Annotated in this window: 14 protein-coding genes; 4 read left to right on the top strand and 10 right to left on the bottom strand. The window is 65.8% G+C overall.

Annotated features, from left to right (window positions below; all coding sequences use genetic code 11):
• Window positions 1-8: 8 nt before the first annotated feature.
• The 7 genes from GGC30_RS04985 to folE form a co-directional block, all read right to left on the bottom strand.
• Entirely contained in the window at window positions 9-1538 is a 1530-nt protein-coding gene (locus GGC30_RS04985; protein WP_153922962.1) for a UbiD family decarboxylase, read from the bottom strand.
• 10 nt (window positions 1539-1548) lie between these two features.
• Window positions 1549-2211 carry a Pr6Pr family membrane protein gene (locus GGC30_RS04980; RefSeq protein ID WP_153922961.1) on the bottom strand — a complete coding sequence of 221 codons (663 nt, stop codon included), beginning with the start codon at window positions 2209-2211 and terminating at the stop codon, window positions 1549-1551.
• Between the two features lie 18 nt (window positions 2212-2229).
• Window positions 2230-3072: an aldo/keto reductase gene (locus tag GGC30_RS04975; RefSeq protein ID WP_153922960.1), complete on the bottom strand. Its 843-nt coding sequence runs from the start codon at window positions 3070-3072 to the stop codon at window positions 2230-2232.
• 38 nt (window positions 3073-3110) lie between these two features.
• On the bottom strand, window positions 3111-3473 hold the full coding sequence (locus GGC30_RS04970; RefSeq protein WP_153922959.1) for an MmcQ/YjbR family DNA-binding protein: 363 nt from the start codon (window positions 3471-3473) through the stop codon (window positions 3111-3113).
• A 27-nt stretch (window positions 3474-3500) separates the two neighbouring features.
• Window positions 3501-5342, bottom strand: coding sequence for a gamma-glutamyltransferase family protein (locus GGC30_RS04965; RefSeq protein ID WP_153922958.1), 1842 nt, complete (start codon window positions 5340-5342; stop codon window positions 3501-3503).
• Between the two features lie 127 nt (window positions 5343-5469).
• Window positions 5470-5904: a biopolymer transporter ExbD gene (locus GGC30_RS04960; protein WP_055753310.1), complete on the bottom strand. Its 435-nt coding sequence runs from the start codon at window positions 5902-5904 to the stop codon at window positions 5470-5472.
• A 168-nt stretch (window positions 5905-6072) separates the two neighbouring features.
• The gene (gene folE / locus GGC30_RS04955) at window positions 6073-6687 is read right to left on the bottom strand and encodes a GTP cyclohydrolase I FolE (RefSeq protein WP_153922957.1); all 615 of its coding nucleotides are present in this window, start codon (window positions 6685-6687) and stop codon (window positions 6073-6075) included.
• Window positions 6688-6815: 128 nt separating this feature from the next.
• Here folE and cysS point away from each other — a divergent pair, with 128 nt between their 5' ends.
• Window positions 6816-8267: a cysteine--tRNA ligase gene (gene cysS / locus GGC30_RS04950; protein ID WP_153922956.1), complete on the top strand. Its 1452-nt coding sequence runs from the start codon at window positions 6816-6818 to the stop codon at window positions 8265-8267.
• 734 nt (window positions 8268-9001) lie between these two features.
• On the opposite strand, the gene GGC30_RS04945 is transcribed toward cysS, so the two are convergent.
• Window positions 9002-10285, bottom strand: a complete 1284-nt coding sequence (locus tag GGC30_RS04945; RefSeq protein WP_153922955.1) for a lytic murein transglycosylase — start codon at window positions 10283-10285, stop codon at window positions 9002-9004.
• Between the two features lie 472 nt (window positions 10286-10757).
• Between GGC30_RS04945 and ykgO the strand changes: the two genes are divergently transcribed.
• The 3 genes from ykgO to GGC30_RS16475 all read left to right on the top strand — a co-directional run bounded on the left by ykgO (window position 10758) and on the right by GGC30_RS16475 (window position 11783).
• Window positions 10758-10883 carry a type B 50S ribosomal protein L36 gene (gene ykgO / locus GGC30_RS04940; RefSeq protein WP_008263184.1) on the top strand — a complete coding sequence of 42 codons (126 nt, stop codon included), beginning with the start codon at window positions 10758-10760 and terminating at the stop codon, window positions 10881-10883.
• A gap of 195 nt (window positions 10884-11078) precedes the next feature.
• On the top strand, window positions 11079-11354 hold the full coding sequence (locus GGC30_RS04935; protein WP_135195123.1) for a DUF2312 domain-containing protein: 276 nt from the start codon (window positions 11079-11081) through the stop codon (window positions 11352-11354).
• A 102-nt stretch (window positions 11355-11456) separates the two neighbouring features.
• Window positions 11457-11783: a hypothetical protein gene (locus GGC30_RS16475; RefSeq protein WP_370451891.1), complete on the top strand. Its 327-nt coding sequence runs from the start codon at window positions 11457-11459 to the stop codon at window positions 11781-11783.
• A gap of 28 nt (window positions 11784-11811) precedes the next feature.
• Here the strand turns inward: GGC30_RS16475 and GGC30_RS04925 are convergent, their stop codons facing one another.
• Together GGC30_RS04925 and GGC30_RS04920 are read right to left on the bottom strand one after the other, a co-directional pair.
• Window positions 11812-13263, bottom strand: coding sequence for a sigma-54 dependent transcriptional regulator (locus GGC30_RS04925; RefSeq protein WP_153922953.1), 1452 nt, complete (start codon window positions 13261-13263; stop codon window positions 11812-11814).
• 106 nt (window positions 13264-13369) lie between these two features.
• On the bottom strand, window positions 13370-15139 hold the full coding sequence (locus GGC30_RS04920) for a DUF4153 domain-containing protein (RefSeq protein ID WP_153922952.1): 1770 nt from the start codon (window positions 15137-15139) through the stop codon (window positions 13370-13372).
• Between the last annotated feature and the right edge of the window lie 66 nt (window positions 15140-15205).

Genomic DNA, 15205 nt, shown 5'->3' with positions numbered 1-15205 from the left:
AGCCAAGCTTATTTCCAGATCGGCGTTCCGTCACCCGGCAGGCCGAGACGGCCCCATAGGTCGTTGACCCGTTCGACGACCGCCTCGTCCATGCGAATTTCCTCGCCCCATTCGCGCTTGGTCTCGGGCGGCCATTTGTCGGTGGCGTCCAGCCCGATCTTGGAGCCCAGGCCGCTCTCGGGGCTGGCGAAGTCCAGATAGTCGATGGGCGTCGACTCGATCACGGTGATGTCGCGCGCCGGGTCCATCTTGGTGGAGATGGCCCACATGACGTCCTTCCAGTCCCGGACGTCGATGTCGTCGTCCACGACGATGACCCATTTGGTGTACATGAACTGGCGCAGATAGCTCCAGACGCCCAGCATCACCCGCTTGGCATGGCCCGGATAGGCCTTCTTCATCGACACCACCGCAATCCGATAGCTGCAGCCCTCGGGCGGCAGCCAGAAGTCCGTGATCTCGGGAAACTGCTGGCGCAGCAGGGGAATGAACACCTCGTTCAGCGCCTCGCCCAGCACGCTCGGCTCGTCCGGCGGCCGGCCGGTGAAGGTGGTCAGATAGATGGGGTCGCGGCGCATGGTGATGGCGCTGACCTTGAATACCGGGAATTTCTCGACCGAGTTGTAATAGCCGGTATGGTCGCCGTACGGGCCCTCGTTCTCGAACTCGTCCAGCAGGACATGGCCCTCCAGCACGATCTCGGCCTGAGCCGGCACCATCAGTGGCACGGTCTTGCATGGAACCAGCTCGGCCTTGGCGCCCCGCATCAGGCCCGCGAACTGATATTCCGACAGGGTGTCCGGCACCGGCGTCACGGCGGCCAAGATGGTGCCTGGATCAGCGCCCAGCACGACGGCGCAGGGCAGGGGCTCCTTGGGCCGGGCCTTCTTGTGCCGGGCGTAGTGTTGCGCCCCGCCCCGGTGCGCCAGCCAGCGCATGATGGCCTTGTCCTTGCCGAGCACCTGCATCCGGTAGATGCCCAGATTGAAGTCGTCCTCGCGGACGTCCGACGGCCCCTTGGTCACGACCAGGCCCCAGGTGATCAGGGGCGCCGGTTCGCCGGGCCAGCACGACTGGACGGGCAGGGCGGTCAGGTCGATCTGGTCGCCCTTCAGCACCACCTCCTGCACCGGCGCCTTCTTCACCGTCTTGGGCCGCATCGACAGGACGGTCTGCATCAGCGGCAACATCTCCATCGCGTCGCCCAGCCCGCGCGGCGGCGTCGGGTTTCTCAGGAAGGCTAGAAGCTCCCCGACCTCGCGCAGTTCGCCTGCCGTCGTCCGGTCCTTGCCCTCCAGCGTCACCCCCATGGCGACTCGTTTCACCGTGCCGAACAGATTGGCCAGGCAGGGGATGGCGCTGATCGTGCCGTCCGGCATGACCGGCTTTTCGAACAGCACCGCTGGTCCGCCGTTCCTCAGCAGCCGGGTCTGGATCTCGGTCATCTCCAGCACGGTGGAGACAGGTTCGGACACCCGCACCAGCTCGCCCTTGGCTTCCAGCTGGTCGATGAAGTCACGCAGGGATTTGTAGGCCATGCCGCGACGCTTAGGCGGGAGTGGCCCCTCTGTCACGCGTCGCGCGACCAAACAGCCGGTCCAGCCCGACGAGGCCGAGCCCGACGATCAGGAAAAACACCAGCAGCACGCCGAAGATCACCACGACCCGGACCAGCCCCAGTTGATCCACATTGACGAAGCCATAGGGCCACCAGCGTGTCGCTAATCCATGAACCAGGGTCCAGCCGCCGTAGACGAGCGGAAACGCCAGCCACTTCGCCGGATCGATCCAGCGCAGCCGGCCCTTGGGGCTGAACCACAGCCAGTCCAGCACGAAGACGGCCGGCATGACGTAGTGCAGCACCAGATTGACCACCAGCGACCAGCCGGTCGGGTTCCAATAGGGGTGCAGCAGGAAGTGGTACACCACCCCGACCACCACGATATACATGGCGACGGCCGCCCTGACGCCTTCGCTGGCGGACCAGCGGGCCAGCCGGGATCCTTCACCCAGCAGCGGCCCGGTAAAGGCCAGAGCGACCAGGATGTTGGTCAGGATGGTGAAGAAGCTGAAGTAGTTGATCGTCCGTTCGAGCACGGTCCAGCCCTGGGCCGGCGCGATCATCAGCAGATATTGAAGCGCCAGCGCGGTCCAGCCCACGACGGCGAACGTCGCACGCCACAGCCTGGGCTGGTCCCGCTTGCGAAACACCGGCGCCTCCCTTGTCGGTCAGGCGGCAGTCTTGTCCCATTCGAACGCCGGGTCCAGCCAGTCGCCCAGTCGTTCGCCGCGATCCAGCGCGTCCATCCGCTGCATCTCCTCGTCCGTCAGGGCGAAGTCGAAGATGTCGAAGTTCTCGCGCGCGCGGCTCTCCTTGGTCGTGCGCGGGATGGCGATGATCCCGTGCTGGATCAGCCAGCGCAGGGTGATCTGGCCGTTGGTCTTGCCATGCGCCTTGGCCAGTTCGCTGATCGTGGCGTCGTCGGCGATCTTGCCCTGCGCCAGCGGCGACCAGGCGGTGATCGACGACCCCAGCTCGGCCGCCGTCGCCACCAGCTGATCGACCCCCAGATAGGGGTGATGCTCGACCTGATCGGTCAGCAGACGCGCCTTGGACAGGCTCTGCGCCTGGCGGAATTCCTTGGAGGGGAAGTTGGACAGGCCGATCGACTTGGTCAGGCCTTGGTCCTTGGCCTCGTTCAGGGCGCCCAGCGTCTCTTCGAACGTCGGCGTCGTCTTGGGCCAGTGCAGCAGCAGCAGGTCCGGCGTCGTGCCCAGGCTGTCGGCCGATTCCCTGGCCTGTTTCAGCAGGGCGTCGTGGGTGAAATGCTCGACCCAGATCTTGGTGGTCAGGAAGATGTCCTCGCGCGCCACGCCGGAGTCGCGAATGCCTTCGCCGACCGCCTTTTCGTTCTTGTAGATCCAGGCCGTATCGATGTGGCGGTATCCGATCCGCAGCGCCTCAGCGACCATGCGCCGCGCATCGTCCGGCTCCAGCTGCCAGGTGCCGAATCCGAGCAGGGGGATTTCGATACCGTCGACGGTGATCGTGGGTTGGTCGCCATAGGCCATGGGGCGCTCCTTGGGCTGGGTTCGCTTGAGGGGCGTAGTTAGGCGCCCGACCCCGCTCCGATAAGGTCTGGATGCGCCTTGGACAGCTTTTTCGGCGCGATCCGACGCCATCGCTTCTCAAGCGCCGCCCTCAGCCAGACGGGATCGACGCTGGCGACGCGCGCCAGGACGATGGGATGATCGCGATAGTGGTCGGTGAAGTGAAAGGTCGCCGGGTCCATCTCGATCAGCAGTTCGCGCTCATCCAAATTGTCCAGATGCACCACGATGCTGTCGTCCAGCGCCGGGCGCATCCAGGTGAAGAACTTGCCCGCGACCTTGAACGACGGCTCGCCATAGGACACGCCATCCTCCACGCCGGGAAACGAGAGCAGAAGGGCGCGGACCTCGTCGTGGGTCATCGGTCGCTCAACATCAGTAGGCCAACTTCAATAAGCCAGCGCGATCCCGTCCTTGCGCATCTCGGTCGCCGCGCCATAGGTCCAGCGTCCGCTGCGGTTCATCTGTTTCATGACGTTCTGATAGCCGCCGAAGCCGCCGTCAGGTTCACCCAGCGTCCAGCCCATCGCGCGCAGCTGGGCCTTGGTCGCCTCGGGCACGCCGCTTTCCAGATGCAGCACGCCGGTCCCTTCCTGGGGCTGGCCCGTCGGTTCGGACGAGCCATAGTGTTGCCAGCGCGGGGCGTCGCCCGCCGCCTGAGGCTCCAGCCCGTAATCGACAATGTTGATGATGATCTGGGCTTGGCCCTGGGGCTGCATGGCGCCGCCCATGACGCCGAACGCCATCCACGGCTCGCCGTCCTTGACCGCAAAGCCGGGAATGATCGTCTGGAACGGACGCTTGCCGGGCGCATAGATGTTGGGGTGGCCGTCGCTTAGGGCGAACAGCTCTCCCCGGTCCTGGAACATGAAGCCCAGCGGTTCGGAGCCGTTGTCGGGCGCCAAGCCCGAGCCCATGCCGCGATAGTTGGACTGAATCCAGCTGACCATCATCCCGTCCGCGTCGGCGACGCTGAAATAGGTGGTGTCGCCGTGGTGCGGCGCATCGCCCGGCATGACGCGGTCCATGACCCGATCGGGCCGGATCAGTTTGGCCCGCTCGGCCGCATAGGCCTTTGAGTTCAGCCATTCGACAGGCGTTTTGGAGAATCGGTCGTCGGCGAACCAGCGCGCCCGGTCCTCGAACGCCAGCCGCTTGGCCTCGGCCTGGACGTGCAGCGAGGCGGCGGACTGGAAGCCCATGGATTTCAGGTCGAACTGTTCGCAGATGTTCAGGATCTGGTTGGTGCTCAGACCCTGCGTGTTCGGTCCCAGGCCGAATACGTCCACGCCGCGATACTCAGTCCGGATCGGCTCGACCCATTCGGTGTGGTGGGCCGCCAGGTCGGCGCGGGTCATCCAGCCGCCGATCCGCTTGAAATAGGCCTCGATCTGATCGGCGATGGGACCGTCATAGAAGGCGTCGCGCCCGCCCTCTGCGATCATCCGCAGGGTCTTGCCCAGATAGGGATTGGCGAAGACCTCGCCCACCTTCGGCGTTGCGCCGCTCGCGGCCCAGATGCGCTTTCGGTTCTCGTTTTCCTCGATCGGGATCTGGCCCCGATTAAACGAAGCCATGTTGCGTTCCAGATAGTAGGCGATGACCTGGGGCACGGGCACGCCCTTTTCGCACAGCTCGGCGACCGGCAGCAGCACATCCTTCCACGGCAGCTTCCCGTACCGTTGATGCGCGCTCCACCAGGCGTCCACCGTGCCCGGCACATTGACCGTCACCGCGCCATAGCGGGGCAGATAGCCGTCGATGGCCTTGGATCGCGCGACCTCCAGGCTTAGGCCCCGCGGACTGGCGCCCGAGCCGTTCAGCCCGACGACCTTCTTCTGTTTGGGGTCCCACAGCATGCAATAGGCGTCGCCGCCGATGCCGTTGGCGACCGGCTCCAGAAAGCCCAGGGCCGCATTGATGGCGATGGCCGCATCGATGGCTGATCCGCCGCGTCTTAGGGTGTCGATGCCGATCAGGCTGGCCGCCGGATGCGCCGTCGCCGCCGCCCCGTTCGCGCCCCATACGGTCGAGCGCCCCATGAACTTCGGTCCCGAAATCCGGTCGCCGATGCCGACGCCGGCATAGGGGTCGGTCGGGCGAGGCGAAAAAGGTGTGGGCGCAGGGGCCGCCTCGGTCGGCCTGGCGGCGGGAGAGGCCTGCCGGGCCTGGGCTGCGGTCGCCGCCAGCGCACCGGCGGGCAGGGCGGACAGGAAGGTGCGACGACGCATGGGCGGACTCCTCGAACAATCGATGCGGCATCAAGGGTGCAGTCGATCGATCCGGCAAGTCTTTCGGCAAAGAAAAAGGCCGCGTCCCTTTCGGAACGCGGCCCCAATCCTGGAAAGGACGAAGGTCCTATTCGATGTCTTCGTTCAGCAGGCCGACCTTGAAGAAACCGTTCTCCTGCATCTTGTTCATGACTTCCATGAACTGCGAGTATTTCACTTCCGGCTGGGCGCGGACGAAGACGCGCTCTTCCTGGCAGGCGCCGCCGCCCAGGGCGGTGCAGACGTCAGTGGCCAGGTTGTCGATCGAGGTTTGCTTGTCCGACAGGAACAGCTGACCGTTTTCCTGGATGGTGATGTACACCGGTTCCTTCTCTTCGGTCGGATTGGTGGGCGGCTGTGCGGGCGGCAGGTCCAGACGGATCGAGACGGTCGCCATCGGCGCGGCGACCATGAAGATGATCATGAGCACCAGCAGAATGTCGATGAACGGCGTGATGTTGATATCCGCCGTCTGTTCGATCGTGTGCTTGTCCCCACCGGAACCGCCGATCTTCGCAGCCATGCTCGTCTCCGTTACTCGCCGGCTGCGTTCCGCGCCGACATTTCCCTATGGATCGCCCGAAGGCTTGATCGGTTCTTGGCGTCCCGATGCGGGCTTGTAAAGCGGTTCTAAACGATCTGCCGTTCCCGAACGTCAATTATACACGACAGAGGGACGACGGTTCGGCCTTCAGGCCTTGGCCAGCTTCAAAAAACGGTCCGCCAGGGCAGGATCGTCCTTGAAGGCGCCGGTGAAGCGGGTCGTAATGGTCGAAACGTGCCGATGATGCACGCCGCGCGTGGTCATGCACTGATGCTCTGCGTCCACCAGCACCGCCACGCCGCGCGGCTGCAGGTGCGATTCGATGGCCTCGATGATGTCGTTGGTCAGGGTTTCCTGGTTCTGCAGGCGCCGCGCATAGATCTCGACAACCCGCGCCAGCTTGGAGATGCCGACCACCTTCTCACCGGGCAGATAGGCGACGTAGGCCTTGCCCAGGAACGGGGCCAGGTGGTGCTCGCAGTGGCTCTCGACCTCGATGTCGCGCAGGATGACCATGTCGTCATAGCCGGTCACGTCCTCGAAGGTGCGGCTCAGCTCCTTGCCCGCATCGGCGTCATAGCCGTCGAACCACTCGCCATAGGCGTCCACCACCCGCTTGGGCGTATCGATCAGGCCCGGACGGTTGGGATTGTCGCCGGCCCAGGCGATCAGGGTGCGCACGGCCTCCAGCGCCTGTTCGCGCGACGGGCGTTGAACACTGTCGTCGCTGACGAGGACGGGCTTGGCGGTGGTGACGCTCATGAACTCGATTTCCGGCCGGGGCGGGCGGGTCGCCCGGTTTACCTTCTACAATCCGTCGGGACTGTATATCAGGCCGCTATATGGGACAGACCGTCCGTCCCGCAAGAAAACCCGCTAAAGACTGATCCATGCCGCTGCACATCCACGACACCCTGCGCCGTGAAAAGCGCCTGTTCGAGCCCCGGAACAAGGATCGTGTGACCCTCTATGTCTGCGGCCCCACGGTCTATGACTACGCCCACATCGGCAATGCGCGCCCGCCGGTGGTGTTCGATGTCCTGGTGCGTCTGCTGCGCCGGACGTATGGCGCCGACCATGTGATCTACGCCCGCAACGTCACCGACGTGGACGACAAGATCAATCAGAAGGCAGCGCGCGAAGGCGTGCCGATCGGCGAGGTCACGGCCCGCTACGAAGCCGCCTACCTCGCCGACATGGGCCTGCTGAACGTCTCGCCGCCCGATATCGCGCCCCACGTCACTGACTACATCCCGGCCATCGTCGATCAAATCCAGGCCATCGTCGACGCCGGCTGCGCCTATGCGGCCGAGGGTCACGTCCTGTTCGATGTCTCGTCCTACAAGGCCTACGGCGCGCTGTCTGGCCGGAACCTAGACGACATGATCGCCGGCGCCCGCGTCGAGGTCGCCCCCTACAAGAAGAACCCGCACGACTTCGTCCTGTGGAAGCCGTCCAAGGCCGATGAACCGTCCTGGCCTTCGCCGTGGGGCGAGGGGCGTCCTGGCTGGCACATCGAATGCTCAGCCATGATCGAGAAGACGCTGGGCCTGCCTATCGACATCCACGGCGGCGGCATCGACCTGGTCTTCCCGCATCATGAGAACGAGATCGCCCAGGGCGTCTGCGCCCACGGCCATGCTCATGGCGATCAGGCCCATGACGAATACGCCCGCTACTGGATGCACAACGGCTTTCTGACCGTGGACGCCGAGAAGATGTCCAAGTCGATCGGCAACGTCCTGCTGCTGCACGACCTGGTCCAGGCCATGCCCGGCGAAGTCGTCCGCTGGGCGCTTCTGTCAGCCCACTACCGCCAGCCGCTGGACTGGAACCAGGGGCTGCTGGATCAGAGCCGCAAGAACCTGGACCGGCTGTATGGCGTCCTGCGCGACGCCGATGCGGCCCTGGCCGATTTCGACTTCGCCACGCTGGACGAGGCCGAGATGGAGCTGGCCGAGAACGCTTTGGATCCGGTGTTGGACGCGCTTGAGGACGATCTCAACACGCCGGGCGCGATCGCCCAGCTGTTCGGGCTGGGCAACGCCCTGCGCGAGCTGCTGAACGACGCCGAGGCCGATATCAACGATGTCGCCATGGCGCGCTGGAGCCTGGCCGAAGCGGCCGGTCTGCTCGGCGTGCTGTCGCTGACGCCGGACGCCTGGTTCGAAGGCGGCGATCCCGCCCTGAAGGCCGAGGTCGAGGCCCTGCTGGAACAACGCGCCGCCGCCCGCGCCGAAAAGAACTGGCCCGAGGCCGACCGCATCCGCGACCGCCTCAACGCCCTGAACGTCGTCGTCATGGACGGCCCCGACGGCGCCACCTGGCGCGTGAAGGGGTAGGGTCTAATCCTTCTCTCCCAAGGGAAGGAGGAATGCTTGTGGCGAACGGCAGCCGAAGACCCTCAAGCGTCTCGTCTCTCTTTAAAGTCCGTCATCCTCGGCCTTGTGCCGAGGACCCACTTATCCGTCGTACGATCACTGGGTGTGGCGCACGAACCGCTGTGCGCCACTCGGATATTCGCGTCCGCCTGACCGTGGGTCCTCGGCACAAGGCCGAGGATGACGGATTTTTGGGCGTGAATTGTACCCCAGCCATCACAATGCCGCTGGTTCATTCCCAGCGAATCCAATCGCTTGTCGATTTACGTCCCCCTTCTCCCATCCCCCCTCCGAAACGCGCGTATTCTAGACCCGTCCCGTCGCACCGGAGGGCTCGCCTGGCCTGCGACCTTGCGGCGGCGGGAGCGGATGGAACGGGAGCGGGTCTGAAACGGCTCGCGCTGACATCGACTCATGGAGCGGTGTCGGAGGGTCGAGGGGGATACTCGATCGCACTCGGGACGGGGTTTCGCAGACCCCGCCGACCCGTCGCAGGCTTATGGGGTTAGGCGATAAGACCGCCACCGCTCGACGCCCCGAGCTTGCAGGCCGACCACCCGCGCGGAGCGTCATACCCTTCGTCGAAACGGTAACTCTAAAACCAAACTCCGGGCGAAGGCCCGGCGCTCCGCCCAGCCCTCCATCCCTCCGCCCGTGAAAGGCAGGAGCGCCGAATCATGCCCGGATTTACAGCCTCAGTTCGCCCGGCGGATCAGCTCATCCGCCAGCGCCGGCGTCAGATAGCCGTCGGCGATCCTGTTGTTGGCGATTTGCCAGCGACGCAGGGCCGCGCGGGTGTTGGAGCCGATCACCCCGTCGACGCCCTGGGTGTCGTAACCGAGCTGCGTCAGGGCGCGCTGCGCCCCGATCCGCTGCTCGCGCGACATCGACGGATCGTTCGGCCAGGCCTTGGTCAGCCCCGGCTTGCCCATGATCCCGTCCGCCGTCAGGCCGATGGCCAGGGCGTAGGACACCGAGTTGTTGTAGCGGCGGATAACATAGTGGTTCGGCAGGGCCAGGAAGGCCGGACCGTTCGCGCCCTGCGGCAGCAGGATGGTCGCCTCTTCCAGCGCCTCGGCCCCGTTCGGCGTGCCGCCTTGCGCCAGGCGCACGCCCTTGGCCGCCCAATAGGCCCAGTTGTGCTTTGGCCCTTCCGCCTCGGCATAGTCGAAGTTGGAGGGCAGGGTGACTTCGTAGCCCCAGCCCTGACCGCGCTTCCATCCGGCCTGGGCCAGCAGGTTGGCGGCGGACGCCAGGGCGTCGGCGTCGTCGCGCCAGATGTCGACCTTGCCGTCGCCGTCCTGGTCCACGCCCAGGCGCAGATAGTTGTCGGGCATGAACTGGGTCTGGCCCATCGCCCCGGCCCAGCTGCCCTTCAGGCCCGCACGCTCGCGTCGGCCGTCCACGACGATGTCCAGCGCATCCTTCAGCTGGCCCTCGGCCCAGTCGCGCCGACGCCCGTCATAGGCCAGGGTCGCCAGCGACCGGATCACGTCATAGTCGCCCTGGACCTGACCAAAGGCGCTTTCCTGCGCCCAGACGCCGACCAGGATTTCGCTGGGCACGCCGAACCGCTGGACCGCCGACCACGGCACCCGGTCGATCCGCTGCTTCGCCTGGGCGATTCGCACGGGGGTCACCGCGTTCTGCACATAGGCGCCGGCGGGCTTGGAGAATTCGGGTTGGTTGCGGTCCAGGCGAACCACGGTCGGATCGGGCGTCAGGCCGTCCAGCTCGCGGGCGTAGTCCGCGCGTCGGGCGCCGCCCTTGCGCGCCAGGAAACCCTGTTTCCAGCCCTCGAACCCCTGCTGGTCATAGGCGGCCAGAGGCGGCGTCTGCGGCGCGGGAGCCGGCGTTGCGACGGTGGCGCCTGTTTGCGGTTGGGGCTGGGGCGCCGGCAGGCTGACCTGCGGCTCCGGCAACATGGGCGCGCAGGCCGAGACGCAGCCGATGAGAAGAAGGCGATAGGAAAAGCGCATGAGATTCAAACTAAAGCCCCCGGGGTCAGACACGAAATGACATCCGCGCGAACGGCCATTTCGACGCCCTAAAGCGCGCGCGGCGCGAATGCGTTGCTTCACTGTTCCCCGCTCGGGTGTAAGGCGCGCCGTTAACCACCTTTGTATTGGACGCCTTAGACGTGTGTGTCGTAATGACGCACCAGCTCTGACGGCCTGATGGCGGAGCGGCGACGCGGCGGGCGTGCAACCCCGTAAACCCTCCGTTCGACTCGGAGGTCAGGCCTCCATAGTTTTCTAAGTGTGCTATCGCCCTTCGGGCTGCTTGAGCACGCGAAGTATAAGGGGTCGCCAGGCAGACGGCGACTGGGTTGTCTGCGGTTTCGGCCTTTGGCGGCTTGACCTTCCGAACCCCTCTCTCTATACGACCGCCTCCGCCGCGATCCGACCGGGTCAGCGGCTTTCTTATTGGTTTCTTTCAGGACGTCCGACCATGAAGGTCCGTAGCTCGCTCAAGTCGCTGAAGACCCGCCACCGCGACTGCAAGGTCGTGCGTCGCAAGGGCGTCGTCTTCGTCATCAACAAGACCGACCCGCGCTTCAAGGCGAAGCAGGGCTAAGCAGCGTTCGCTGCGCGCCGCTTCGGCGGCGTGCGCACGCTGGATCGCGCTCAAGCCGCCCGAAGGGCGATAGCGCGCTTGAAAGATGACGATCCACAGGCTGCGGATTTCTGTCCGCGGCCTTTTTCGTGTTCGCGGTTGTCGCGCGCCTGTCCGCAGGGTTAGCGTCCGCGCCTGATTTCTGGAGTATGCCTCATGGCTGACGACGCCTCGTTCGACGGTGGTCCCGACATTCTCAACGCGACGGCCCAGGGCCGTCTGCGCACCATCATCGAGCGCCTGGAACGCCTCGAAGAGGACAAGCAGGCCGTCATGACCGACATGAAGGAGGTCTTCGCCGAGGCCAAGGGCGAGGGCTACGACGTCAAGATCCTGCGCAAGGTCATCCGCATCCGAAAGCAGGACAAGGCCAAGCGCCAGGAAGAGGACGCCATCTTGGACCTCTATCTGTCGGCGCTCGGCGAGATCTGAGGCTGACCCGGCTTGAAGCGCACCCCCTTCAAGCCAGGAGGCGGGCTGTCGCGGTCAGGCGGCCTAAAAGGCGATGGCGCATCCAAGCTGCGCTCAAGCAGCCTGAAGGGCGGTAGCGCTACAAAAAAGCCCGCGCCAAGCCCCTTCGAGCAACAGCGCGAGGCCGCCAAACGCGCCGCGCTGAACGCTTTGAAACGCGCTCGCCGCGCGGCGGACAAGGCAGGCGTTTCCCTGTCCGAATGGGAAGGCGAATTCATCGATTCGGTCAGCGAGCGCGTTAAGACCCACGGCCGCGCCTTCGCCGACCCCGAAAAGGGCGCGCCGGGCCAGGCTCTTTCGGCCATGCAGGGCCGCAAGCTCAAAGAGATCACCGCCAAGGCCAATTGCGAAGAGCCGAAACGGCGGTGGGGCAGGAAGCCGTCGGAGTGATCAGCTCACCCCATAAATTGCGAGAGACTCAACCCGCTTCCTTGAGCTGACCTTCCAGGCCCTGTTCGCGGACCTTGCGATACAGGGTCGAGCGGCCGATGCCGAGGCGGCGCGCGATCTCGCTCATGTGCCCTGCATAGACCTCGATGGCGTGCTGGATCAGGTCGCGTTCGATGTCCTCGAGCGTGCGCAGATGGCCGCGCTCGTCTAGGATACGGATCGGCTGATCGACCTGCGCGGCGGCGTCGGTCTGAGCGCCGGCGGCTGTGGCGGCCTTCAGGGGCTGGGCGTCGGGCATGGGCGCGGCGACGCCGGAGATGGCCGGGAAATCGTGCGGCTGAAGGAACGGCGCATCAGCCAGCACAATGGCGCGGAACACTGCATTTTCCAGCTGTCGCACGTTTCCGGGCCAGTCGAACCCTTGAAGCAAGGCCAGGGTCTCGGGCGCGCATCCGGCGATCCGCTTGCCCTCCTCGGCGTTGAAGCGGGCGATGAAGTGATCGACCAGGGGCGCGATGTCCTCGCGCCGGTCACGCAAGGACGGGGCCTCGATCGGGAAGACGTTCAGGCGATAGAACAGGTCCTCGCGGAAGGCGCCGTCCTTGACCTGCTGAGCGGGGTCGCGATTGGTCGCCGAGACGATGCGCACATCGATCTTGACCGGGCGTTTGCCGCCCACGGGATCGATCTCGCCCTCTTGCAGCGCGCGGAGCAGCTTGACCTGCATGTCCAGCGGCAGTTCGCCGATCTCGTCCAGGAACAGGGTGCCGCCGTCCGCCTCGCGGAACTTGCCCAGCGTCTTGTCCACGGCGCCGGTGAAGGCGCCCTTCTCATGCCCGAACAGGATGGATTCGATCAGATTGGCGGGCAGGGCGCCGCAGTTGACGGCGACGAAGGGCTTGCCGGCCCGGTCGCTGGCGCCGTGCAGGGCGCGGGCGATGACCTCCTTGCCGACGCCGCTCTCGCCGGTGATCAGGACGGGGATCGAGGATTTGGCGGCCCGGGCGCCCAACGCCTTGACCATGCGCATCGGCGGGCTGTCGCCCACGATATCGTCGAAGCTGGTGCGGCCCTGGACGCGCTTGGTCAGGCGCCCGACCTCGGCGGTCAGGCGCTTCATCTGCATGGCGTTGCGCACGCCGACCAATAGGCGTTCCGGGCCCACCGGTTTGACGAAGAAGTCCTGGGCGCCGGCCTGCATGGCCTTGACCACCATGTCGATGCCGCCGTTGGCCGTCAGGACGATCACCGGCTCATTGATCCCGGCGCTGCGTAGTTCGGCCAAACATTCCAGCCCCGACATCTCGGGCATGACCATGTCCAGCAGGATCAGGTCGGCCCCGCCGCCGCGCGTCATCCGGTCGATGGCCTCGCCGCCGCTGGCGGCATGGACCACGGCGTTGCCGTCCCGCTCCAGCACGGCCTGGATCAACCGGCGCTGGGTCGGATCGTCGTCAACGACCAGGATGGTCTTGGCCATGAAAATCCCTTGTCCTGTCGCCCAACCCGTCACGGATGGATCGTTTCGGGACGATTCCTAGGGTGGCGAGGTGAAAATCGGGTGACACGGCGTGGTGAGCGTCCCGTTAACGCGGCTCTGTCGCGTCGCATCGCACCTCGGGGATGGCGCGCAATCTCTGGCCGTCGACAACCAGGTCGGGAAGGGCGGCCGGGGCCGTCGCGACGCTCTTCGACAGGCCCGCATTCATCCGCTCGGCACTGCGCCCGCAGGTGAAGCCGTATCGACCCGTCACGCGCCACTGGCCCTGAGCGTCCTGATCGAAGGCGACAATTTCGCGAGCCGTGGCGACCAGCAGATCAGTTCGTGCGTCGCCATTCAGGTCCGTCGATCGCACGACGCAGGGCGTTTCCGCATTGCAACTGAACAGCACGTCGACCTGCGTGTCCAACTGATCGATGAAGCTGGCGGGCACGGATTGGCCATCGACGGCCTTCAGGCGGATGGCGGCCTTGCGCGCTTGCAGTCCTTGCGCCGTATCGCCAGATGGCCAGGGGCGGGCCTGGGCGGCGCGGGCGTTTCGCGCGATGCGAGGATCGGTTGAGGCGGCCAGACGACGGAGCGCGGCCTCGCCGGCCTTGCCGCTCTCGAACCGCAGGAAGTCGTAGTCGAACGCTTCAGCGGACACGGCGCCCCGTTCCAGTCGAGCCACTTGATCCCGCACGGCCAGCCGCGCCGGATCGGCCAGCGGGCTGAACAGGGCCAGGATGACCAGAACCGCCAGAACCGCCGCGACGACATTGGTCCGCTCCAGCGGCTTCATCCAGCCGCCCGGTTTCACGGCCGCCAGCAGATAGCCCGCGCCATAGACCGCGCCGACCAGGGTGCAGGCGGTGGCGATGATCCGATCGGGCGTCAACCCATGCTGGCCAATCCGCAAGCCCAGGCCCCAGGCGGCCAGAACGATCAACGGCGCGATCAGGACCGACGCCGCCCGCGCGCCGTATCGCAGAGCGACCGGCGGCAGATTGTCGGCGCGCCCATCCTGATAGGCAGTGTTGATCAGCACGATCAGGGCGGCGGCGGCCGACAGCACCAGCGCCGTCGCGCTGCGCGTTTCCCATAGCCCGTCCAATCCGGTGAAGGGCAGGGCGAGAAGGAAGCCGCCGACTAGGACGGTGATCACCAGGAGCAGCCAGGACAACAGCATCAACGCCACGGTCCGCACGCCCCGGATCAGGCCGTCGCGCACATCGGTCAGCTGGACGGCGGTGGCGAAGACCAGGGCCGTGACCGGAATGGCGAACCACGCCTCGCTCAGCAGGTGCTGCAGAAAGCCGAGGCCGATCATTTTGAACAGGGCCGCGCCCAGATGCAGCAGGATCCAGAAGGCGCCGGTGAAGCCCAGCGACAGAGCCAGTTGCACCCCCGCCTTCCAGGCGATGTCGAAATAGTCGGGATAGTCGACGATCCAGCGTCGTTCGCGGATCCCGGGCACGATCAGGTGGTGGGCGATGAACAGGGCCGCCGCGCCGAAGGCCAGCACGGGGAAACTCAGGAAAGGCGGCTCCTCTTGCGGCTTCAGCACCTGGCGAGCAACATCGTGGGCGCCCAACAGAGCCAACACGCCGGCTGCGGCCGCCGCCCACAGGATCAGGGCCAGCGGCTTGACCCGGCCCACGCCGGCGAGAAGCACCACCGGCACATAGCCGGCCGCCAAGGCCAGGGCGCCGAACACCACCGGCTGGGTTTCGGGCCAGACGCGGCTGTCGGCCGCCAGATACAGCAGATAGAGCGCCAGCCCCTGAACCAGACCCGTCGCCAGGCGAATCGCAAACAGGACCGAGCCCCCGCCAAGGCCCGTCCGGCCGGTGTCATGTTGCAGGGTTTCGGTCATTCACGCGTCTCCGAAAGGCAGGATTGCACGGGCCGTGACGCCGAGAAAGCGCAAGGGACGGTTGCG

This window comes from Brevundimonas sp. SPF441 (genome assembly GCF_009661015.1).
GTDB lineage: Bacteria > Pseudomonadota > Alphaproteobacteria > Caulobacterales > Caulobacteraceae > Brevundimonas > Brevundimonas vesicularis.
This window is presented reverse-complemented; position numbering and strand designations above follow the sequence as displayed.